The organism is Chloroflexus sp., assembly GCF_034435895.1.
GTDB lineage: Bacteria > Chloroflexota > Chloroflexia > Chloroflexales > Chloroflexaceae > Chloroflexus.
Genome location: NZ_DAOTWH010000055.1, coordinates 1 through 21,507, shown reverse-complemented (window position 1 = coordinate 21,507; position 21,507 = coordinate 1). Strand labels below are relative to the sequence as shown.

General features: G+C 59.3%; 19 protein-coding genes and 2 tRNA genes. 5 read left to right on the top strand and 16 right to left on the bottom strand.

The genetic code is table 11. The features are described from left to right. Positions 1–290 precede the first annotated feature (290 nt). The 3 genes from U9R81_RS03435 to U9R81_RS03425 form a co-directional block, all read right to left on the bottom strand. Positions 291–364: transfer RNA gene (locus U9R81_RS03435), tRNA-Gln, on the bottom strand. Between the two features lie 3 nt (positions 365–367). Then, positions 368–454, bottom strand: a tRNA-Leu gene (locus U9R81_RS03430). Positions 455–567: 113 nt separating this feature from the next. Beyond that, complete coding sequence (locus U9R81_RS03425) at positions 568–2,691, bottom strand: cyclic nucleotide-binding domain-containing protein (RefSeq protein WP_322494126.1); 2,124 nt, start codon at positions 2,689–2,691, stop codon at positions 568–570. Positions 2,692–2,836: 145 nt separating this feature from the next. On the opposite strand from U9R81_RS03425, the gene U9R81_RS03420 reads away from it, so the two are divergent. The 3 genes from U9R81_RS03420 (at position 2,837) to U9R81_RS03410 (ending at position 5,414) form a co-directional block, all read left to right on the top strand. Then, positions 2,837–3,595, top strand: a complete 759-nt coding sequence (locus tag U9R81_RS03420) for a YebC/PmpR family DNA-binding transcriptional regulator (protein WP_322494125.1) — start codon at positions 2,837–2,839, stop codon at positions 3,593–3,595. Positions 3,596–3,633: 38 nt separating this feature from the next. Then, positions 3,634–4,131 carry a crossover junction endodeoxyribonuclease RuvC gene (gene ruvC / locus U9R81_RS03415; protein WP_322494124.1) on the top strand — a complete coding sequence of 166 codons (498 nt, stop codon included), beginning with the start codon at positions 3,634–3,636 and terminating at the stop codon, positions 4,129–4,131. Positions 4,132–4,727: 596 nt separating this feature from the next. Then, complete coding sequence (locus tag U9R81_RS03410; protein WP_322494123.1) at positions 4,728–5,414, top strand: hypothetical protein; 687 nt, start codon at positions 4,728–4,730, stop codon at positions 5,412–5,414. Positions 5,415–5,476: 62 nt separating this feature from the next. Here U9R81_RS03410 and U9R81_RS03405 read toward each other — a convergent pair whose 3' ends face one another. Together U9R81_RS03405 and U9R81_RS03400 are read right to left on the bottom strand one after the other, a co-directional pair. Further along, positions 5,477–6,817, bottom strand: coding sequence for a cellulase family glycosylhydrolase (locus U9R81_RS03405; protein WP_322494122.1), 1,341 nt, complete (start codon positions 6,815–6,817; stop codon positions 5,477–5,479). A gap of 66 nt (positions 6,818–6,883) precedes the next feature. After that, entirely contained in the window at positions 6,884–8,686 is a 1,803-nt protein-coding gene (locus U9R81_RS03400; RefSeq protein WP_322494121.1) for a hypothetical protein, read from the bottom strand. Positions 8,687–9,072: 386 nt separating this feature from the next. Here U9R81_RS03400 and U9R81_RS03395 point away from each other — a divergent pair, with 386 nt between their 5' ends. Beyond that, entirely contained in the window at positions 9,073–9,381 is a 309-nt protein-coding gene (locus tag U9R81_RS03395) for a hypothetical protein (protein WP_322494120.1), read from the top strand. 53 nt (positions 9,382–9,434) lie between these two features. Then, positions 9,435–9,986, top strand: coding sequence for a M23 family metallopeptidase (locus tag U9R81_RS03390; RefSeq protein WP_322494119.1), 552 nt, complete (start codon positions 9,435–9,437; stop codon positions 9,984–9,986). Positions 9,987–9,994: 8 nt separating this feature from the next. On the opposite strand, the gene U9R81_RS03385 is transcribed toward U9R81_RS03390, so the two are convergent. The 11 genes from U9R81_RS03385 to U9R81_RS03335 all read right to left on the bottom strand — a co-directional run. Then, the gene (locus U9R81_RS03385) at positions 9,995–11,470 is read right to left on the bottom strand and encodes an HD domain-containing phosphohydrolase (protein ID WP_322494118.1); all 1,476 of its coding nucleotides are present in this window, start codon (positions 11,468–11,470) and stop codon (positions 9,995–9,997) included. A 180-nt stretch (positions 11,471–11,650) separates the two neighbouring features. Then, a complete protein-coding gene (locus tag U9R81_RS03380) occupies positions 11,651–12,031 on the bottom strand; it encodes a response regulator (protein ID WP_322494117.1) in 381 nt (126 codons plus the stop codon). A gap of 29 nt (positions 12,032–12,060) precedes the next feature. Further along, a complete protein-coding gene (locus U9R81_RS03375) occupies positions 12,061–13,011 on the bottom strand; it encodes an L-lactate dehydrogenase (RefSeq protein ID WP_322494116.1) in 951 nt (316 codons plus the stop codon). Between the two features lie 186 nt (positions 13,012–13,197). Next, entirely contained in the window at positions 13,198–13,524 is a 327-nt protein-coding gene (locus U9R81_RS03370) for an STAS domain-containing protein (protein ID WP_066788981.1), read from the bottom strand. Then, a complete protein-coding gene (locus U9R81_RS03365) occupies positions 13,521–13,949 on the bottom strand; it encodes an ATP-binding protein (protein ID WP_322494115.1) in 429 nt (142 codons plus the stop codon). The genes U9R81_RS03370 and U9R81_RS03365 overlap by 4 nt, the downstream gene beginning before the upstream one ends. A 78-nt stretch (positions 13,950–14,027) precedes the next feature. Then, on the bottom strand, positions 14,028–15,590 hold the full coding sequence (locus U9R81_RS03360) for a tetratricopeptide repeat protein (RefSeq protein ID WP_322494114.1): 1,563 nt from the start codon (positions 15,588–15,590) through the stop codon (positions 14,028–14,030). A gap of 169 nt (positions 15,591–15,759) precedes the next feature. Continuing rightward, on the bottom strand, positions 15,760–16,878 hold the full coding sequence (locus U9R81_RS03355) for a PP2C family protein-serine/threonine phosphatase (RefSeq protein WP_322494113.1): 1,119 nt from the start codon (positions 16,876–16,878) through the stop codon (positions 15,760–15,762). Continuing rightward, positions 16,879–18,303, bottom strand: a complete 1,425-nt coding sequence (locus U9R81_RS03350) for a CheR family methyltransferase (protein ID WP_322494112.1) — start codon at positions 18,301–18,303, stop codon at positions 16,879–16,881. Beyond that, on the bottom strand, positions 18,300–19,385 hold the full coding sequence (gene cheB, locus U9R81_RS03345) for a chemotaxis-specific protein-glutamate methyltransferase CheB (RefSeq protein ID WP_322494111.1): 1,086 nt from the start codon (positions 19,383–19,385) through the stop codon (positions 18,300–18,302). The genes U9R81_RS03350 and cheB overlap by 4 nt, the downstream gene beginning before the upstream one ends. A 40-nt stretch (positions 19,386–19,425) precedes the next feature. After that, complete coding sequence (locus U9R81_RS03340; protein WP_322494110.1) at positions 19,426–19,785, bottom strand: response regulator; 360 nt, start codon at positions 19,783–19,785, stop codon at positions 19,426–19,428. A gap of 2 nt (positions 19,786–19,787) precedes the next feature. Further along, the coding region (locus U9R81_RS03335; protein WP_322494109.1) for a hybrid sensor histidine kinase/response regulator at positions 19,788–21,507 on the bottom strand (1,720 nt) is incomplete at its 5' end.

Sequence of the window (21,507 nt, the reverse complement as noted above, 5' to 3'; positions counted from 1 at the left end):
CCCCTAGCCCGGCCCTTCAGGGCCGGGTGCCGGACAGATGGTCTGTCCGCCCTTCAACCCCAGCGGGAGAGGGCTGGGGGTGGGGGCCACATACCAATGGGAGCAGGGCTGGGGGTGGGTATACCGGCTCATCACAAAGCCCTCAACCGTAGCACTCGTGTATTCTGTCCACCTTTGAACGTCGGCTAGGAGGGGGCGGTTAGAACCGCCCCCTATCAATCATCCTATCGCCACATGTAAAAATCCCCCTCTTCACGCCGTTGTGAAGAAGGGGCAATGGTATAGGTTATTGGCTGGGGGACAGGGATTCGAACCCCAACTACCTGGGCCAGAACCAGGCGTTCTACCCTTAAACTATCCCCCATCGTGGTGCCGAAGGTGGGATTTGAACCCACACGAGGTCACCCTCACTACGCCCTGAACGTAGCGCGTCTGCCAGTTCCGCCACTTCGGCATGGCGCGGTTTCCCGTCGCGAAAACATAATACTACGCTCACCCCACTTTGTCAAATGGTCGGCGCAAGCGCCGCAGTGCGCTAACCGCAGCGCAATGCGCTTCTGAGCCCCGCTACCGGTCGATCGTGTTCAAGTGTAACAGCAGGTCAGGGTAGATCAGATAGAGCCGCTGGAGCGCCGGCGCGTCAATGCTCCACACCATGCTGTCGGTCAACGCCGTCACCGTCGTCCGGTACGGTTCACCCCGCAACGCAGCGCGCATCCCAAAGCAATCGCCGCTCCGCTCGCTGCTGCCAGCCGTTGCGCCGTCAAACGCTAATCGGCCCGATACCAACAAATAGCCGGTTGCGCCAATTTCACCCTGCCGGCAAAGGGTTGTCCCCGCTGGAACAGGGCGCGGGGTAAAATCGAGCGCCAGATCGAGCAATGTGGCCCACGGCAACTGCGCCAACGCCGGTTGTTGCCACAACCATTCGGCCCGGGCAAACGCATCATGCAACCCCAACCGGCGCGCCACGCCGGTAAACAAATCAGGCGCAATATGCAGCAATTGCGCTTCACTGTGCGCGCGCATCGTGCTCGTGCGCGGTTCGCCCATCAAGGCCCCCCGCTCGCCTAAGCTGTTGCCGCGCCCCAACAACCGCACCGGTTCACCGCCGACCAAAATCTCGACGATCCCGTGATGGATTACATACGCGCTGCCGTCCGAGCCATCACCTTCGTGGGCAATGATGTGTCCTGCTGGATAGGTGAGCACCGCGCATTGCTCCGCCAGCTCGGCCCGTTCAGCCGCCGGCAAACGGGCAAAGATCGGGCAAATGGTGAGAGTCTCAAACCGCTGGCGCTGTTCGTCATCGGCTACGACTTCCCCTAACCCCACAATATGCCCGCTCACTGCCACTTCTACCCGGCCAGCCAATTCATCGGCGACTTCCCAATCTTGGCGACTAGTATGGGCCAGCACTAACCGCCGGCTCTTGGCGCTCAGCTCACGCAAGAGTTGCGCGCTCGGCGTGGTATGGATAGCGCCGCCCCCCATATCATGCACGAGTACCTCTACCCCTTCGGCAAACCGGCGCAAGGCGGCCAGCCGCTCGGCACTGAGCTGGCCGCTCTGATGCAGATGCTCTAACCACGCCTCGTCGTAGCGCATGTCACCCGAATAGCCGATCCCACCCACCCGAACCGCAATGGTCGGGATCGAATGCACCGCGTAAGTCGCTTCAAACCGGTAGCCATGCACTTCCAACGGTTGGCCGGGATCAAGCGGGTAGAAGTCGAATAATTCAGCCACGGCTGCCGGCGGTAGATCGAGCATTGCCCCTAGCACGCGCAACAACGAGCGATAGATCGGCTGCGCCGTCACCAACTGCACCCGCTTGCCGCCGGCGAGAATGAGTTCCGGCAACCCAGCAATGTGATCCTCGTGCAGGTGCGAGATGATGACCAAATCCAGTTGGCGCGGCGACAAGCCCGAATGCGCCAATCGCACATTAAGATAGGCCGCCGCGTCGAATAATAACGGTTGGCCGGCCCCTAAATAGGCCAGAAAACAGGTGGTGATGCCGGTCGGGTCAAACCCGTCGCTCCCGCCAATAAACTGTAACGTAATCGTCTGCCGCACCAATGGTCGCGGCGGCGCTACCGCCAAGGGATGGGCCACACTATTGATCACGGCGGGAACGCGCGCCATCTCGACGCCTTGCTCAAGGAAGCGAAAATCGCTCCCGTCATACTCAATATGCACCGGCCCTATCTCGCCGCCGCCCTCTTCCAACGCCACGATCGTCACCATATCATCAACCGTGGGCGCGCGCCCCAACGGCGGGTAGAACGCTACCGTCTCGCATTCTTGCCGCAACCATGCCCCCGGCCACTCGGCCAGCGCCGCCGGGCCGTTGATCGTTTCGCTCAGCAAGGTATACAATCGCTGCGCCTGCGCTGCTGTCGCCGTGATCAAGGTCATCTGGCGCTGCTGGCCAAAAAAGTTGGCATAGATCAAAAATTCCACACTGGCGTAGTTAATCCCGCGCCACACAAATCCACGCGAACTAGGTTCGCTCCCCGCCGGCGCATCCGGCGGCAAGAGCACGTACGCCGGCGGCGGCAAACCCTGCGCCAACAGAAATTTCAAGCTCTCCGGCGGGCTGTTGACCAATATATTGCCGGCTGCGGTCGTAACAACATAGATGTCGTTAGGGAGACAATGCACCCGATCCGTCAGCAAAGGTTTCATACCACGCTCCTGCCGGCAACCGTCCGCAATTCTGTCTACTTAAACGCTGCCACCAGCCAAATTGATCCACCCGCACAGCGTCGCTCAATGACCATGCTATAATCGGATATAGTATAACCTTCTATGACTAAGGAGGCTAGGTGCTATGTCCGGCCATTCGAAATGGCATACCATTCGCCGTACCAAAGGCGTGAATGATCAGCGTCGCGGCCAGCTCTTTACCAAATTGGCCCGCGATATTACGATTGCCACCCGCGAAGGCGGCAGCGGCGACCCCGATATGAATTTCCGCTTGCGGCTGGCAGTGGAAAAGGCGCGCGCCAATAATATGCCGAACGAGAACATTCAGCGCGCGATCGACCGCGGCTTGGGCAAATCAAACGAAGCCACCATCGAAGAGATTTTCTACGAAGGGTACGGCCCCGGCGGTGTTGCCATTTTGATCGAAGCCGCGACCGATAACCGCAACCGCACCAACTCTGAGGTGCGCGCGACCTTCAACAAGAATGGCGGCAACCCCGGCGAACCCGGCTCCGTCTCGTGGATGTTTGAGCAGAAGGGCTTGATTACCGTTGACCTCAGCGCGACCAAGCGCGATCCCGATGAGCTGCAATTGATCGCGATCGACGCCGGCGCCGATGATGTCGTGCTTGATGACGAGACGCTCGAAATTTACTGCGAGTGGACTCAACTCAACGCCATCCGGCAAGCGTTGCTCGATCAAGGCGTGCCGATCAGCAATGCCGAGAAGATCATGCGCGCCAAGACCCTCATCCAACCCGATGAGAAGGATGCGCTGGCCGCCCTGCGCTTGATCGAGAAGCTCGAAGACCTCGATGATGTGCAGAAGGTCTATTCCAACCTCGATATTACCGCCGAGCTGGTTGCGCGCTTCGATTCATAACTTGCACTCAGCAACCGGCATTGCCGACGAGGAGCATTGTGCGCGCGCTTGGGATTGATCCGGGTACCGCAACCATGGGGTGGGGCGTGGTCGAGATGGCAGGCGGTCAACTGCATCTGATTGAGACTGGCGCCCTCACGACTCCCGCTGGTATGCCCCAACCCGAACGATTGTTGCAGCTCTATAATGGGTTGCGCGCTATCATCGAACGCCTCCGCCCCGATACCGCCGCGGTCGAAGAACTCTTCTTCGGCAAGAATGTCAATACGGCGCTGACCGTCGGCCAAGCGCGCGGGGTGGCGTTGCTGGCGCTCGCCCAAGCCGGTATTCTAGTGCATGAATATAAGCCGCTGGCGGTAAAGCAGGCTGTGGCCGGCTACGGCGGCGCTGATAAGCGCCAAATGCAAGAGATGGTGCGCCTGACGCTTGGCCTGAGCACCGTGCCGCGCCCGGATGATGCCGCCGATGCGCTCGCGATCGCGATTTGTCACGCCTATACCGCGCCTAACCTGCAACGGTTCGGGTTATCGTCGTGAGGCAGCCGCGAGCGGGAATACAGACTGCTGGCCCGCCACCTCCCACCGGTGCTTTAGGGGCGGAAAGAACGTGTGGTCGCGCACAACCGTTGATCGCTGTGCGATGCCGTCAAGCCCCGTGCTGTGCGCCCCATCACCCCTCCCCCAGCGGGGGAGGGGCAAGGGGTGGGGGCATCAGCCCGCGCAACGGGCTTCGCACCCCTATCAGGGCCGGGTGCCGGATCAGATGGTCTGCCCACCCCTGAACGTCAGCGGGAGCGGGACTAGGAGTGAGGACCATCAGCCCGCGCAGCGGGCTTCGTAATCCTAGTCCGGCCCTGAAGGGCCGGACTCCGGATGGGCGGTCTGTCCTCCTCTGAACGTTAGCGGGAGAGGGGCTGGGGGTGAGGGCAAACCAAAGCATCTCAAAGCTATCAACCACATCTATGCTCATAGGTTCTGTCTACCCTTGAACCCACCAGAGCGCGGGCCGCTGGCCCGCGAACAGAACTCAGCGTCTGCAGCTCGCAGATACACGCTATAATATGCACTAGAACATACATTGTTTAGATTCATCAACCTTTTGCGTCTCTTTGAGGCTATCCTCAATCACCGCTATGGCTTCTCGTCGCCGTCCCGGCGCTCCCGCCGATTTTGAAGAGATCCGTCCCAACCTCTTCCTCATCCACAACCCGGCGCTTGGCCCCGTCTTGCGCGGTGAAGGCGAGCGCGAGGGGTTTCATTTTCACCTCACCAGTTGGCGGCGAGCCGGTCTACTTGGCCGGCTCGCCAGCCGCGGCTTCGTCACCTTGACCATCCCCGACCGGATCGCCGCCCTCCCCGCGCCGCCGTCAGCGCCACTCGGCCCGTTGCGCCATCTTACCATCAGCGCCAAGCAGCAACTCAGCGTGCTTGATCTGAATGCCCCCAACGGCTGGCGTAGCTTGCTGGTCAGCCCCAATGGTGCGCTCGAATTGCCGGAAGGTCAGATCGTGCGTCGGCGTCACGGACGCGGGCCGGCTGACTATCTGCGCATCACGGCCACCGGCTGGCAAGCGCTGCCGGTTGACGAGGCGATCTTGGCTGCTTATGGCCAATTGCCCGATCCGCCAATCCTGCGCCTTGCCCCCACCGCTGAAGGCTGGATGATGCCTGAAATTCCACTGCCAGAGGCGTACCGCAACGTGCTCGGCATAATCGCTCAACCCCACCCCGCCGGCTGGCTGCTGGCCGGCGATTTGGAGCGCGAATGGGGTGAAATGATAGTAGCCAAATTAGGGGTGAAGGTAGGGGCGGTGCTGTGAACCGCCCCTAACCCAGCGAGCGACACCGTGCCGGGGCGGTGCTGTGAACCGCCCCTCCCGCATCACGGCGCGACAAACCGTCCCTGCCACGTCTTGATCAGGGCAATCGTATCTTGCGCGCGCAGATACGACAACCGCGGGCTCCAATCGGGGTTGAGGATGCCGAAGGCAGCCTGCTCGTGGTTCGGATTGCCTTGTTCGCCCCAGAGCACGGCAAAATTGATGTTCCAGAGGAACATGTTACCCACAAACGGATAGTTATCGTACACCCGCAGCATCGCCGCGCGGATATATTCTGCCTGTTGCTCTGGCGTCACGTAGTTGCCGAACTCATAGCCCGGCGTGTTATTCGGCGTCGCCCAGCCGTACTCGGTAATCCAGATCTCTTTATCGCCCATCCCGTACTGTTCCATCCACTTGCGCACATTCTCGACGTGGCGGAAATAGTGCGTCTCGTGGTCATTCCAGCAGCGATCAGGCGCCGGCTTGCAACCGGGAATATAGCTGGGATTGTCAGGCCAGAGCGTATCGGGCGGATTCGCCGCGCCGCCCGGATGCACCGCTTGCACGTCAAAGTAGTTGCGCACTTCACCATTGTTGTAGGTGTACATCAGGCGGTAGAACTCTTGATCCGAGAGCGCGATGGCCGGATTCGTCACACCGCTCGACGATGACGCTGCCGCCAGCACGATCGCATCCGGCTTCAGCGACTTAATCCGGGTGTACGCCGCCTTCAGAATCTCCACGTAGTGCCCGACATCTTCCGGCACAATTTCGCCGCCGTTCTCGACCGCCAGATTCGGCTCATTCCAAATCTCATACGCCTGAATCTTATCGCCATAGCGGCGCACCATCTGCTCAAGGAAATTGGCCAGCGTCTCAGGGTCGTCGGGCAAGCCATTAGTCGCGTTGTAGGCCGTTGGCGACCGCACCACATTCACCAACAACTTAATCCCAAACCGGTTGGCGGCGTCCACAATTCGATCCAGCTCATCCCAGCCATAGATGCCCTTGACCGGATCCTCAATATCCATCCAGACCACCTGCTGGCGGAACCAGTCAAAACCGGCATTTTTCGTCAACTGCAATACTCGATCGCGGTCGGTGTAATAGAGGTGACCGACGATGCCAAACTCAAGGTAATCAGGATTGACCGGTACTGGCGTCGGTTCCGCCGGGGTCGCCGTCGGTTCGACCGGCGCTGCGGTCGGCGCCGCCGTGGGTACAGCAGTTGGCGCTACGGTCGGCGCCGTCGCGGTATCAGGAGTCGCTACGACAGCCGCAGTCGGCACGTCACTAACGGGCGGATTGGCCGTTGCGCCGCCACATGCCGCCAATAAGGCAGCCAAGATCATCACGATTAGCGCCAGCGCTGGCCAGCGCCGGGAATGAAACCTGTTCATACACACCTCAATCAATCTGTTGTTGTCGAATTCGTGTTGGTAGAGCAAAACGCAGTCTTACCCCTCCTAATCCTTCGGCATCGCCTGAATAGCAAACCACGCTGGACGCGGGCTCCAATCGCCGTTAATCACGCCAAACGAGGCCTGCTCGTGCAACTCGTTGCCCTGCGCCCGCCACGGTACGGCAAAGTTCAGGTTCCACAGAAACATTGCCCCCACCCACGGCGCATACTCGCGGCGACCGATCTGGAAGGCGCGCACGATCCATTCAGCTTGCCGCTCGAACGAGGTCGAGTTGCCGTACTCGTAACCCGGCGTATTATTGCGCGTTGCCCATCCAAACTCGGTAATCCAGATCTGTTTGTCGGCCAAGCCGTTCTGTACCAACACATTGCGAATATCTTCAACGCGACGGAAGTAGAATTCGCGGCTCGTGCGCCATTCGGGGCCGGGGCCGGGCCGATCGGGCCAGAGCGTATCAGGCGGATTGTAATGGCCGCCGGGATGCACAGCAATGGCGTCAACATTGGCGCGGAACTTGGGGTTGGAAGCCATCGAGCGCATATACGAGGTATCGCTCAACGCGATATTCGGATTGTTGGTCTCGGTGCTGGTTGGCGCGCCGCTGACCACAATCGCCATAGGGTCATTGGCTTTAATCGCCTTGTAAGCGACTTCGAGCAGATCAACGTAGTAGCTTGCGTCGGCCACCCGCCCGCCAACGCCGCCATCGCGGGCGCAGTCGCCGCCGTTCTCACAAGCGCGGTTCTGCTCATTCCAAATTTGGTATGCCTGCACCCGCCCCTTATAGCGTTTCGCCATCTCACCCATAAAATAGGCGAAATCCTTAAAGTTTTCGCGCCGCGGCATACCATTGCTGCCGTTCGCAGTCGCCCAACTCGGCGCAGCGACCACGCTGAGCAACAGGCTCACGCCTTGCCGGTTGGCGTCGGCCACAATGTCATCGAGTTCGGCCCAATAGATCGCGCCCGATCGATCGTGTAAGTCCATCCAGCGCACCTGCTGGCGAATCCAGTAGATACCGGCATCACGGCTCATCTGCAAGACGCGGTTGCGATCTTGCCATGCCGTGCCCTGCCCATAGAGATGGGCGTTGAAGCCATAGATAAATTGGCGCGGCAATGACTGGTCAGGCGGGCGATAGTTAAACGCCGGATTGGTGCGGTGGCGCAGATCGCGATACTCATTCCCCAACAAGCCCAGCAGAATCCGGTAGCGGGGGTCAGGCTCATCAGGGTGCCACTCCATGCGCTGGCGCTCGAAGTATTGCACCCAGTAGATCTCGCCGGTGGCCTGATTGCGCTCTTGGAACTGCTCGGAGAGCGGATAGCCAAACACCTCAAGGCCGCCGTTGTTAAGCCAGAAGGTGCGGAACGGCGCCGGACTGTTGCGCAGCGTATGGCCAGTCTGCGCAAACCACGTGCCGTCACCGGGATCAGGCACGCGCTGGAAGGGCGGCTCATTCTCGCGCCCTTGCACGAGCCGGCTGCCCAACAACCGGCCCAAAATGTAGTAGCGATTGTTCTGGACGCCGAAGTTTTCAGGGTGTTCTTCGAGGATGGCGCGCTCGAAATACTGAACGCGATAAAACTTGCCCGGCTCGGTAAAGCTCTCTTCGATAAACGGCTCTGAAATTGGGTAGCCGAGCACAAAGAGCGCATTGGGCGTGTTCTTCCACGCCTCTAGAAACCAATTGACCGCGCTATGCCCAGTTTCGGGAAAATAGCGGGCCTGATACGGCGGATAGGTATCGGGCACGCCGCCCTGCGCTGCACCGGGCTGAGGCCACGCCAGCAATGAAACCGCCAGTATCAACAACCCCAGCGCAGCAAAGATCCGTCGTGTCATGCAGAATCTCCCTTACTTCATCACTCCGCGCCATTGCGGCATGATCGCGGCGATCAGCCCGCATCGTTCATGGTAGCAAATCCTCACCGAAACCGAATTGAGCTTTGCCTGATACGTGACTGGCAAATCACAGGCAAGCTGAGACGATAGCCGGTGAAGAACCACGGCGATTATACCCGCCTGTCTGATTCAACGTCAAGCGCACAACATCGGTTCCCGGCGCCAGTGCAGCCGGCTCAGCGATTCCTCAGCCACAGCCCTTTCCGATCGCACAAACGCAGATTCCGCCGTCCCAGTGCAACAAAACCCCTGCCCCCAACGTACAATGTTCAGCAACGCTTTCCATCTGCCACGCGCAGCCTCCACCGCAGTGAAATGGTGATTGTATGAGTACCGTATTGCAGGCGCTTAGAATCATGGCCGCGTATTTCATTTCAGTCACCATTTGGAGCCTGTTCAACATCCACGGCTTCGCGCTCAACCTCCGGCAAGCTGGCGGGCAAACGGCAGCGCAATGGCGCGGACTCCGGCGCGGCGTCGCCTACGACGAGAGCTTTGCCGTCCAATTACCGTTTCACGGACGCTGGAAGGTAGTCAACGGCGGGGTTGATCAGCAAACCTCGCACTCATGGGGTCTGATCAGCCAGCGATATGCGTATGATTTTGTGATCGTTGATGAAGCGACCCCGGTCTGACCTACCGCGGCGATCCGCGCCAACCGGCCAACTACCTCGCGTTCGGGCAACCAGTGCTGGCCACCGCCGATGGCATCGTCGTCGCCGCGCGCAACGACATTCGCGACGATCCCCGCGCCGGCACGGGCTGGATCGATATCACCACGCCTGATCTGCGCGGGAATTACGTCATCATCAATCATCACGAGCACGCCTACACCCTCTATGCCCACTTGCAGCAGGGCAGTGTGTGCGTTGCTCCCGGCGCAACCGTGCGTGCCGGCCAACTGATCGGCGCGTGCGGTAACTCTGGCCATTCCAGCGAACCGCACCTGCACTTTCAATTGCAAGATCGAGCCGACTTCTTTACCGCCATCGGGCTGCCGATCGCCTTTCGCCATGTGCTGCGCAGTGACCGCAACGGCACAGCATGCCTTGCCCACGGCTTCATCCAGCGTGATCAGACCGTCGAGCCTGCGCCAGCCGGCTGCCCAGCGCAGGCCGTCGAAACGGTCACAGTAGCAAAACCGACGGTAGGCGAATTCATTGGCGGAATCGTGACGTTCGGGTTGGTAGTACTTGGCTTCTTCGCGATCATCGCGCGCATCATCGAGGCCGTAATCTGACGCGCCGCCTACGGCTTAAGGGGCATCTGCACGCGCGCTATTTGGCGCAAGCGGGGCGACTGTTCCCACAACCGTTCGCGCCGCATCATCGCCACGAAGACATCAACAATCTGCGCATCCCAATGGCTGCCCCGCCCGCGTTGAATGACTTGGAGCGCCTGTTCGGGATCAAGCGCCGCGCGATAGGCGCGATCGGCAGTCAGCGCCTCGAAGGCATCGGCAACTGCCAAAATCCGCGCGCCGAGCGGAATTTCATCACCCCGCAGGCCCAATGGATAGCCATTGCCATCGACTCGCTCGTGGTGGGCGGCAATCAGCGGCAATATATCGCGCAACCCGCGAATCTGTTCGAGGATACGCACGCCGATTTGGGGATGGCGGCGCATTTGAATCAGCTCTTCGGCAGCCAGCGGCCCCGCCTTGAGCAAAACATCGTCGCGCACTCCGATCTTGCCAATGTCATGCAACAACCCGGCATAATGAATCCGCTCGATTTCAGCCTCGCTTAGGCCCAACTCCATCGCCAAGCGGACGGCATAGCGCGTGACTTGGCGCGAATGGCCGTAGGTGTAGGAATCGCGCGCCTCGATCGCGCCGACCAGCGCCGCAATCATCTGCTCGTATTGATCTTTGAGCGCGCGGTACAGCCGGGCATTGTCAAGAGCGGCGGCGATCTGCGACGCAAAGACTTCGATCAGATGCCGTTCGGCGGCATCAAAGGGCGGTTGTTCATCAGAGCGCGCCAAATCAAGCATGCCAATCGCCCGATCGCGACTGCGCAACACCACTTCGATCGAACGTCCCTGCGATGTGGTTGACAAGGCAATGAGACGACGATGCGCAACAGACAGCGTCCGTTCATCAACCGCAGCCAACGGCAAATTATTGCCCGCCGCAGAACCGATCAGTACCACTAAGGTCTCATCATTGGCATCAATCAGCGACAAGCCAATATGAATGGGCGCAAAACGCCGGCCCACGAACTCGACCAAACGAGCGGTCTGCTCTTCAATATCAAGTGAGGTAGCGATCGCTTGGCTAAACTGGTACATCAACACCAGATCCGACAGGCGTTCTTTCTCGCGCTGGATCCGGCGTATCTCCAAGGCGGTGCGGATCGTTTTTTGCAACTGCTCGGCATCAACCGGCTTGGCAATGTAATCAAGCGCCCCAAGCTTCAACGCCTCGCGCGCCGTTTCAACCGTCGCATTCGCCGTCATGACAATAACGTCAGTGTCGAGATAGTGAGCGCGCAGATGGTGGATCAAGGCAATCCCATCAACGTGCGGCATTTGAAGATCGGTCACCACGAGATCAAAGGATTGTTGTTGCAGTATCGTGATCGCCGCCAACCCGTGCTCGGCGACAACCACGTCATATTCACGCCGCAGGAGGAGACGGCAAAACTCGCGGATATTGATCTCATCTTCCACAACGAGGATCCGGGGGCGGGCAATCGGAGCAGGACTTGCATAATCCGCCATACGAGAGGCTCCTCAGATCGACAACAGGCAGGCGCAGTGCATGATCATTTACTACTCTAAGGTAGTATAATCATGCCAACGTTGCACCAAGACTACAGCAGCGCCGTGGCTGATGACAATACTGCCATTAGTATGCTGAATTGACGGCACCGCCGATCAGAGCGTGCGCGGCGCCGGCCCTCACGATTCCGCTTGATTACGGCGAGCGAAGTAATTTTGCAACCGCCGCTCAAGCTCATCAAAATCGAACGGTTTGGTTAAATATTCGTTCACACCGGCGCGGAGGGCATTCTTCTCGGTGTCGGGGGTGCCGAAGGCTGTCACCATAATAACATAGACTTGCGAGCGATTCTGGCGGAGCGTGCGTACCATCTCGATGCCTCCCATGCGCGGCATATTCATGTCAGTGATAATCACATCACAATCATGAACCGCCAACTTCTCAAGGGCATCAATCCCATCCTCGGCTTCGATCACATCGTAGCCGCTATTCCGCAGCAAAAACCGGTACAACCGGCGCGTTGCGGCATCATCTTCAACAACTATGATCGTGGGAGGCACGGCGCACTCTCCTCGGCTGCTAGGTCGCCCTAACTGACGTGAGCCAGATTCTCTTTCAGGATCGCGGCTGAACGCTGGAAGAGCGCGACTTCTTGTTCCGACAAAGGCAAATTGAGCACCTCTTCCGCGCCATCGCGACCGACGATCGTCGGCAGGCTGATGGCAATGTCAGTCACGCCATACTGGCCGGTCATCAGGCTGCTGATCGTCATGACCGTATGTTGGTCGCGCAGCACCGCTTCAGCAATTGAGAGCAAGCCCAAGCCAATCGCATAATAGGTTGCCCGCTTGCGCTTGATAATCTCATACGCGGCATTGCGTGTCTGTTCGAGAATGGCATCGAGCGCTGCTTGGTCGTACCCCTGCCCATTAGCACCAACAAAATCGACCAACCGGACGCCGGCGATATTCGCCAGACTCCAGAGCGCTAGTTCGCTATCACCATGTTCACCAATAATATAGGCGTGTACCGAGCGCGGATCAACCCCGTAATGTTGGCCGAGCAAGTACCGGAAGCGGGCAGTATCAAGGATGGTGCCCGACCCGATCACCCGATTGGCTGCCGGGCCAGCAATCTGAGCGCCGATCGTGGTGAGGATGTCAACCGGGTTGGTGGCTACCACAATAATGCCATCATCGTTAGCAACAAGAATGGCCGGGATAATCTCGCGGAAGATGGCGGCATTGCGGCCAAGCAGGTCGAGGCGGGTTTCACCGGGCCGCTGGTTGGCGCCGGCAGCGATGACGATCAGATCGGCGCCGGCTAGATCGGCATAGGTACCGGCATAGATCCGCATCGGGCGCACGAAGGGCAAGCCGTGGTTGAGATCCATCGCTTCACCTTCGGCGCGGGCATGATCAATATCAATTAGCACCAACTCGTTGGCGAGGCTACGCTGCATCAGCGCATACGCAAAGGACGTGCCAACCATCCCTGTGCCAACCACGCCAACTTTTCCGGTGCGTTTTCGTAAACTCATGCGCAACCTCCTATCACCTTCTCTCTTAATCATACCATATCGCACTGGAGGTTGCGCATCCGGCTCCGGTGATCGAGCGACGTCATCAATTTGTTATCTGTAAGCCACCATGCCATGAGATACTAAAGAGGTGGGTGATCGCCCGCCCTACCAACGTTGTACAATTGTCTATACTACATGAGTATCTCAACGATATGCCGCGAGATCGCGCTCTTCAATCGTTGGCATATAGCGCGCCATTTCGACCATTTTAAAGATTTTCTGGTGATGTGGCGTCACATTCATCGCAAAGAGCTGATATCCCGATTTACGCGCATTCACCACAAATTTCAGCAATGCTGAAATACCGGCTGAATTGATAAACGAGACTTCACTAAAATCGAGCACGGTAATTGGACGCATCTCTTGGCATTCAGCAGCAATGGCAGCAGCCGAAATCGCATCAACGCTCGTGGTCAGGATGTGGAGCACCACCACATCACCAAACTCTTCCCGTCGAATAATATCGCTCATTGTTGCCGATCCTTCCGATATAGACGGAGCGTAAGCACCGTGCCTTGCTGTGATGAATCCACTTCGTAATCATCGACCAGCGCGCTGATCAGATACATCCCGAACCCGCGCAAGTAGCCGGCATCAAGAAGCTCATCATCGATCACACGGCGCGAGAAATCGAGCTGCTCGATCCCTCCGCCTTGATCGCTGATCCGGATTTCGAGCTTATCGCCATCGATATCAAAGACCACGCCAACCAGCTTCGCTGTATCGCCGCGATTGCCGTGATCAATCGCATTATTAACAGCCTCACTCACTGCAAGTTTCAGATCTTCGACCCGTTCCGGGCTCAGGCCAGCGGCGCTGCCGATTTCAGCCGCGCTGGCGCGCACCACTCGTTCGAAGATCGGAATTGACGGAATTCGCAGCTCTACTCGTTGCATGCTTGTGCCTCTACGCGCGTTGCTCGATTCGCACCGAATCTTAGAGTAACGAACGGAGCAAACCAGAGTATTGCCAAATTACGAGGAGAGACGAGAGGCCGAGTGAGAACGTGGCCGCGTCCCTCCATGCATCGTCGCCGTCTGACGCACGAGATGATCATACCGGCGCAGGTAGGCTTTGCCCAACGACGTATTGCCAACTTGCAGATAACAGGCGCCGAGGTAGTAGAGGGCTTGCGCATGACGTGGATTGCGGCGCAGCACCTTTTCAAACAGCGGGATAGCGCGAGCCGGCTCAAGCAATTCTTTATAGCAGAGGCCGAGCATAAACTGGGTTTCGAGATCGTCGGGCCACTGGTCAAGTACTTGTTGAAACTCGCGCGCAGCCAGATCGTAGCGACCGCGCCGGATGTACATGTACCCCAGATCGAAGCGCAGCGAATGGGCATCAGGGGCTAATTGAACAGCTTTGCGCCACGCGGCCAGCGCCCACGTATCACGCCCCAACGAGTTGTAGACGAAGCCAAGCAGGTAGTGGGCCTGCGCATCGGTGGGCATCAGTTGCACCGCCCGCTCGAAGGCGCGCGCCGCCTGCGCATTCATCCCCATATCGTAGAGGAGTTTGCCCATCTGCAAGAAGAGCTGGCCGTGGTGCGGATTGAGGCGAGCGCAGGCGAAGAGAATTTCGTAGGCCTGTTTCGGCTTCTTTTGCAAACGCAAGATGGCGCTCATACGCAAACGAGCATCGACATAGTGACGATGTTGCGGCGGAACCTGTTCGTATTCGGTGTAAGCTTCCTCAAACCGGCGCTGGCGCGCGAGCAGATTGCCTAAAAGATAGCGGGCCGCATACTCTTGGGGCCGCCACTGCAACAAGGCGCGATAGATCCGCTCGGCCTCCTCTTCGTAGCCTTGTTGCTTGAGGGCTTGGCTCAAGCGGTAATACCACTGCGCAACCTCTTCTTCGCTGCGGTTGACCAGCGGCTCGTCGGGCACCGGCTCCGGCGAAACAAAGGTTGGTTCAACCCGCAACGCCTCGGCAAAGCAACGCTGAGCCAATTCATGCGCGCCGTGACTTTGGTGCATCAAGCCCATGTAGTAGCGCGGTTCGGCGGCTTGCGGGCGAGCGTTGCAGGCGCTGCTAAAGTGAATGTACGCCCTGCCGGCGTCGTCAATCCGCTGGTAGCAGCGGCCAAGCGCAAAGTGGGCTTCGTAGAGGTTGGGGTTGTGCTCGAGCGTCTCTTTAAAGGCGGCGATCGCCCGATCGATCTGGCCGAGCGCGGCAAACGCTACCCCAAGGTTGTAGTGGGCTTCAGCAAGTTGCGGATCGGTCTGCACCGCCTCAAGATACTCGCGCAACGCCTCTTCCCAATGTTCCTGAAACGCAAGCGAATTGCCAATATATAGATAGATGATAGCCCGTTCCCGCTCGTAGATTTGGGCCTGCTCTTCACCATCGACATACGCGGCGATGAGCGCCGCTTTGAAATGTTCGATCGCATCGGCATAGGCCGCGCGCAGGTATGAACGCATCCCCTGACTAAACGCCGCCCCTAGCCGGGTGCCGGTCATGAACCGTTCGCTACCGCTGAAGGTGTCAAGGTCGAGGGGCATAAATTGGAGTTCGTTGGTTGACGCCATAGATCACCTCGGCGACCAGACAGATATTAATTTCTACTATAACATGCCCCTCGCCCTCCGTATATTGGAGAATCGTCATTTAGACGTATACGACAGTATATAGTTTTCTTTACAAGCGGCGTGGCTAGGGCAGGTATACCCACCTGCCCCAACGAAGCAATCGTGGCGATTACGCAACCTCGCGGTAATCATCTAACGTCAACCGGATCTGTTGGATCAATTCGCGCGCCAAGCCACGGCCCAACATGGCCTGTGCCGGCGCTTGCAGACGGGGCAATAGATCACGCCATACCTCGGCGTCTGCCGGAACGGCGCCGGCAAAGAGGGTATCCCACAACGGTTCGAGTCGATCGCTGCCGACGACATCCGCGATCACGCTGCGGATTTCCGCGGTGAGATCGAGCAAGCGCCGCCGCAAGATCACCATGGTCACATCATCGCTCAGCACGCCGTTCGTCCACGATCGCACTTCATGCACAAGCGCAGCAGCCAGCGCGCGCGGTTTGCGCTGGGGTTGCGCCATCACCAACTCAGCCAGCCGCTCGAAGCCTAAGATTTGGCCATCGGTGCGCTCGGCTTCAATCAGGCCATCGGTGTAGAGCAACAGGCTCTCACCGGGGGCAATGGCGGCGCTTATCTCGGTGTATTCGCTCTCATGATCTACTCCTAACGGCAACCCGCTGACTTCTAATTCGTAGAGCTCGTCAGTCACTACCAGCGGGAAGGTATGCCCGGCATTAGCGCAACAGATCACACCACTCCGCGGTTCGAGCTGCAGGTAGAGCATAGTTACCATGCCATGCGGAATCTCGCTCAACACACTGCGATTGACGGCAGCCAACGTGGTCGCCGGATCAGCGTTGCGGCGCGCTTCGTGCCGGAAGACGGTGCGCGCCACCGCCATACGCAACGCGGCGGGCAACCCCTTGCCGCTGACATCGCCGATCATGATGCCGTGCTTCCCATTGGCCAACGGCAAAAAGTCGTACAGATCACCGCCAAGATCGCGAGCCGGCAGCGAAATGGCCGTCACTTCCCAGCCGGGCAGGTGCGGCGCCGCCTCTAACAGCAAGCCCTGTTGAATATCGCGGGCCAATTGCAATTCTTGTTCGATCTCGCGCGCCCGCCGCTGGGCTGCTTCATCAATGACCGGTGGTGGTGGCGGATCGGGCGGCGCGGCGCTGCGCCGTGCGGTGATCAGACTACGCGAGTGATGCGCCAAGAGACTCGGCCACGTCCGCCGCCGGATCACGAGTCCGGATAATACACGACCGTTACGGGCAGCCATTTAACGCTCTCCATCGAGCCGGCCAATCCAACGCCGGCAACTCTCGGCCAGCCAATGGGCAGCCACGCCTTCCAGCAGGTGATCGGGTGGCAACGTGACCAACAATCGCTCTGCATTCCGGTATTCACGCACTGCATCGGTCATCCGTCCCGTTTGGCGGTAGCATTCGGCAAGGTGAAACGCTACCAACGGCGATTCGGTGCTCAGATAGCGAGCCCGTTCAAAATGACGAATGGCCAACGGCAGTTGTTGCTGCCGCTCGTAAATCAACCCCAGCAAGATGTGCGCCTCAGTGACCAACGGATTCAACTCGAGCGCGCGGCGCGCTTCAGCCAGCGCCAGATCGAGATCGCCTCGATTAGCATGGGCCTGCGCCGCTAATGCCAACACTGCCGGCGCGTGGCGTCCGGCCAATGGTGCGCGGGCAAACATGTCGAGCGCCGCCTCAAGCTGCCCGCTGTCGATCAAGCGCCGGCCCTCATGAACCACCGCCTCATCGGTAAACAATGGCGCACCCGCCACTGATGGCGCCGCCGGACGCAAACGACCCGATCGAGGCGACTGGATGGGCCGTTTATCCGTCGGCGCAACTGTTGCGCGTTGCCGTGGCGGATCTTTCCGGTACAGAAACGCGCCATCAACCGCGACCGGACGTAGCCGGTCAAAGATATTCCACAACGTTTCGGAAAAACCGAGGCAGAGGGTGCCGCCATCAGCCAAAATGTCGTAGAAGCGCGACATCAGGGCGCGGCAGGTATCAATTGAGAAATAGATGGTCACATTTTGGCAAAAGAGAATGTGCGTCCCGCTCGAGGCAGGGGGGAAGGGTTCCAGCAGGTTATGCTGCCCAAACGACACCAACCGACGCACCCGTTCGTGGACAGCCAAGCCATCTCCAGCAGGAACAAAGAACCGCGCGCACTGCACCGGCGTCACATTAGCCAGCGCGCGGCCACGATACACCCCGTGGCGCGCCTTATCAAGCGCGGTGGCGCTGAGATCGGTAGCCAGAATCTCGATCGGGCGCGGTAGCGGTTCCCCCAGCGCCTCGAGCGCAGTAATCGCAATCGAATAGGGTTCTTCACCGGTAGCGCAGCCAGCGCTCCAGATTTTAATCGGCGCTCCCGGCGGCAAGGTTGCATGCAAGGTGGGTAATAAGGTTTTACGCAGCGCCTCAATATGGGGCCGATTCCGAAAGAACACCGTCTCGTGATTGAGCAACAGCTCGGCCAGTTGTTGTAATTCAGCCCGATCAGCGCCCAGCACGAGATCCGCCACGTACTGCGCCGGCGCGCGTCGCGCGGCCGCAGCGCGCCGTTCGACTGCGCTGCGCAACGTGATTAGCCGCGCATCGTCAAGCAACACGCCACAGTAGCGCGCCAACAAATCGCGCAAGGCGATCAGCGATTCCGGCGGCAATGTCATACAATGCTCGCAGAAGCAGAAAACCGCTCACGCAACACGGCGAGAATCTGATCGGGCGACAAAACCAGTTCCGCCGCTCCTAATTCAATCGCTGCTCGCGGCATGCCGAAGATGGTGCAACTCGCTTCATCTTGGGCGATGGTCAACCCGCCGGCCCGCCGGATCGCGCGCATGCCCACTGCGCCATCACGCCCCAAGCCGGTGAGCAAGACCCCCACTGCACTTGCGCCGTATAATTCGGCGACTGCGGTCATGGTAATATCGATTGATGGTCGTTGGAGCAGCAGCGGCGACATGCTCAGCCGCACCGTCCCATCAGGTTTGATCAGCAGATCAGCCCGATCGGGTGCAAGCAGGGCCATACCGGGGCGCACTGGCCGTCCCTCGGCGGCTAGTTCGATCGGAATAGCGCTCTCCTCGGCCAGCCATTCGGCCATCCCGGCGCCAAACCCCTGCGCGATGTGCTGCACCACCAACACTGCCGCCGGAAACTGCGCCGGCAATCCGGCCAACAATTGGCGTACGACCTTGGGGCCGCCGGTAGAAGCGCCTATCACGATCACCGGAAACTGGCTAGGAGCAATCCGCGGCCCGCGCGTGTGATGCGGCGTCTCATGCAGGATGGAGCTAAGTTCGGGCGGTGGGTGACGACGACCACGCAGATGGGTGACTACTTTCACCCGCGCCAACAGTTTCACCCGCCGGATCAACATGCGGCGCAGATGATCGAGCGATCCGCTATCGGTCAAGCGCGGCTTTTCCATGACCTCGAGCGCACCGGCGGCCAACGCTTCAAATGAGGTGTTGGCGTCTTTCCCGCTAACCGCCGCCGACAAGACCAAAATCGGCGTCGGATGGTACGCCATAATCTGGCGCGTTGTCTCGACCCCATCGAGCACCGGCATGCGCACATCGAGCGTGATCAGATCAGGCCGAAGCTCGGCAGTCAGCGCAATCGCGGTCTTGCCATCGCCGGCCTCACCGACAACTCGAATAGCCGGATCGCTTTCCAAGATTTGGCGCAACAAGCGCCGCATCAGCGCCGAATCATCGACGATCAGGATGCGCAGCGGGTTAGTCATGGGTATCTACTCGCCGGGTATGCCGCCATTGGCTGCGCTGCTATTCCATATCTAACACCAACCGAACCCGATTCGGCAGATTGAGGAGATCGATGTCTTTGTTCAAATAATCATCAACGCCAGCCTCAAACGCGGCGCGCTTATCATCCAACGAGGTCAGCATAATGATGCGCAAATCATCAAGGGCCGGATTCTCGCGAATGCGCCGGCACACCTCGTAGCCATCAATGCCGGGCATTTGCACATCGAGCACCAGCAGATCGGGCGGCTCGGCGGCAATTGCTGCCAGCGCCTCTTCACCGCTATGCGCAAGCTGAACGGTGTAGCCGTACATCTCAAGCCGCATTTTGACTATGTCAGTAACGAGACGGCTATCATCGACGACCAGAATGGTTGGCATAGCTACTCCTCGCGGCCAAGCAGTTGCTGAATCACCTTCAGCAAGCTGTCTTGATTAAACTGGCTCTTCACGACGTAGGCCTGCGCCCCTGCTTCGAGACCGCGGCGACGATGTTCTTCAGAGGCAAGGCTGGTAATCAGCACGACCGGCAGTTCCGAGAGGGCTAACTCGCGCCGGATCCGAGTCGTGAGGGTAAAACCATCGACACGAGGCATCTCGATATCACTCACTACCAGATCGTAGGTCGTGGAACGTAGCCTGTCAAGCGCATCGGCCCCATCAATTGCGGCAGTCACGTCATAGCCGGCTGATTGAAGAATACTGCGCAATAACTCGCGGGTGATGAACGAGTCATCAACCACAAGCAGGCGCGCTCGCCGGGGTTCTTCGCGCAGCGACTGGCTGAGTACTGGCAGCGCTGCCGCGCGCCGCGCGCCGCCTTCGATGAGTTGGAGCGGATTGATCAGCAAGGCGAGACCGCCATCACCGAGCTGCACAGCGCCACTGAGGGCCGGACGGCGGGCGAAGAGTGGGCCAAGCGGTTTGACGACCGCCTCGCGCTCGTCGAGCAGAGCATCCACCAATAGGGCAATGCGCCGTTGGAGCGCCTTGAGCAACAACGCCGGCGCGCGCGGATGGCGTGCCAGCGGCGAGTCGACGTTTATGCCTAACAGTTCGGCCAATGACAGTAGCGCCACGGTGCGCTGTTGGTAGGCAACGGTCGGTTGGCCATCGATCAACTGCACCTGATCGCGCCGCACCCACAAAATACCCCGAATCGTCGCCGCCGGCAATGCCAGCATCTGGCGACCAGCTTGCACCAACAACACCCGGCTGGTAATCAGAGTGAGCGGGATAGTCAGGGTGACGGTTGTGCCTTGGCCTACACTAGAATCGACCCGTACCTGTCCGCCGAGTTCGAGCAAATTGGCGCGAACGATGTCCATCCCCACGCCGCGGCCAGAGATTTCGGTCACGGTGCGGGCGGTTGAAAAACCCGGCTGGAAGATCAAATCCAGCGCTTCTTGCGTATCGAGCTGAGAGGCCCGTTCGGCGGCCAGCATCCCCAGCTCAACCGCCCGCCGGCGCACCCGTTCGGGATCAATCCCGCGCCCATCATCGCGGATCTGGATGCGCACTTCATTGCCAGCCGATTCGGCGCTGATCTGAATCAAACCGGCAGGCGGCTTTCCGGCGGCCACCCGCTCATCCGGCGCTTCTAGGCCGTGATCTACCGCGTTCCGCACCAGATGCACCAGCGGGTCGCTGATCAATTCCAGTACCTTCCGGTCGAGTTCGGTCGTCTCGCCGCGAATCTCAATTGTCGCCTGCTTGTTGGTTGCCGCCGCCACATCACGCACAAGGCGCGGTAAGGAATTAAAGATCGTCGCAATCGGCAACAGCCGCACCGCCATGACCTCTTGCTCAAGGTCTTTGACCAGCATCTGCTGGCGAGCCAGATGGCGATCGAGCCGGTCGCTCTGGCGCTGGGCCAGATCGGCCAGCGCAGCCTGCGCATCGCGCAATACCGTCAGGCGCGCATCTAACGCTTGCCGTTGCGTCGGCGAAAACCGCAACCGGGCTAACTCTTGTTCGAGCGCCTGCACTGCGCGCCGTTGGCGATCGACCGCCTCTTGCAACCGGTCCAGTTCTTGCCCAACTTCCCCTAACCATTGCTGATTTAGCGCCAATTCACCGGCCAGATTAAACAGCCGGTCAAGC

Excerpts from the sequence above, each read along its gene's own strand:
- U9R81_RS03360 (WP_322494114.1), bottom strand. The coding sequence starts at position 15,590 with ATGGCGTCAACCAACGAACTCCAATTTATGCCCCTCGACCTTGACACC.
- U9R81_RS03350 (WP_322494112.1), bottom strand. The coding sequence starts at position 18,303 with ATGACATTGCCGCCGGAATCGCTGATCGCCTTGCGCGATTTGTTGGCG.
- U9R81_RS03370 (WP_066788981.1), bottom strand. The coding sequence starts at position 13,524 with ATGAGCGATATTATTCGACGGGAAGAGTTTGGTGATGTGGTGGTGCTC.
- U9R81_RS03405 (WP_322494122.1), bottom strand. The coding sequence starts at position 6,817 with ATGAACAGGTTTCATTCCCGGCGCTGGCCAGCGCTGGCGCTAATCGTG.
- U9R81_RS03375 (WP_322494116.1), bottom strand. The coding sequence starts at position 13,011 with ATGAGTTTACGAAAACGCACCGGAAAAGTTGGCGTGGTTGGCACAGGG.
- U9R81_RS03340 (WP_322494110.1), bottom strand. The coding sequence starts at position 19,785 with ATGCCAACCATTCTGGTCGTCGATGATAGCCGTCTCGTTACTGACATA.
- U9R81_RS03425 (WP_322494126.1), bottom strand. The coding sequence starts at position 2,691 with ATGAAACCTTTGCTGACGGATCGGGTGCATTGTCTCCCTAACGACATC.
- U9R81_RS03355 (WP_322494113.1), bottom strand. The coding sequence starts at position 16,878 with ATGGCTGCCCGTAACGGTCGTGTATTATCCGGACTCGTGATCCGGCGG.
- cheB (WP_322494111.1), bottom strand. The coding sequence starts at position 19,385 with ATGACTAACCCGCTGCGCATCCTGATCGTCGATGATTCGGCGCTGATG.
- U9R81_RS03400 (WP_322494121.1), bottom strand. The coding sequence starts at position 8,686 with ATGACACGACGGATCTTTGCTGCGCTGGGGTTGTTGATACTGGCGGTT.
- U9R81_RS03420 (WP_322494125.1), top strand. The coding sequence starts at position 2,837 with ATGTCCGGCCATTCGAAATGGCATACCATTCGCCGTACCAAAGGCGTG.
- U9R81_RS03395 (WP_322494120.1), top strand. The coding sequence starts at position 9,073 with ATGAGTACCGTATTGCAGGCGCTTAGAATCATGGCCGCGTATTTCATT.
- U9R81_RS03410 (WP_322494123.1), top strand. The coding sequence starts at position 4,728 with ATGGCTTCTCGTCGCCGTCCCGGCGCTCCCGCCGATTTTGAAGAGATC.
- U9R81_RS03365 (WP_322494115.1), bottom strand. The coding sequence starts at position 13,949 with ATGCAACGAGTAGAGCTGCGAATTCCGTCAATTCCGATCTTCGAACGA.
- U9R81_RS03385 (WP_322494118.1), bottom strand. The coding sequence starts at position 11,470 with ATGGCGGATTATGCAAGTCCTGCTCCGATTGCCCGCCCCCGGATCCTC.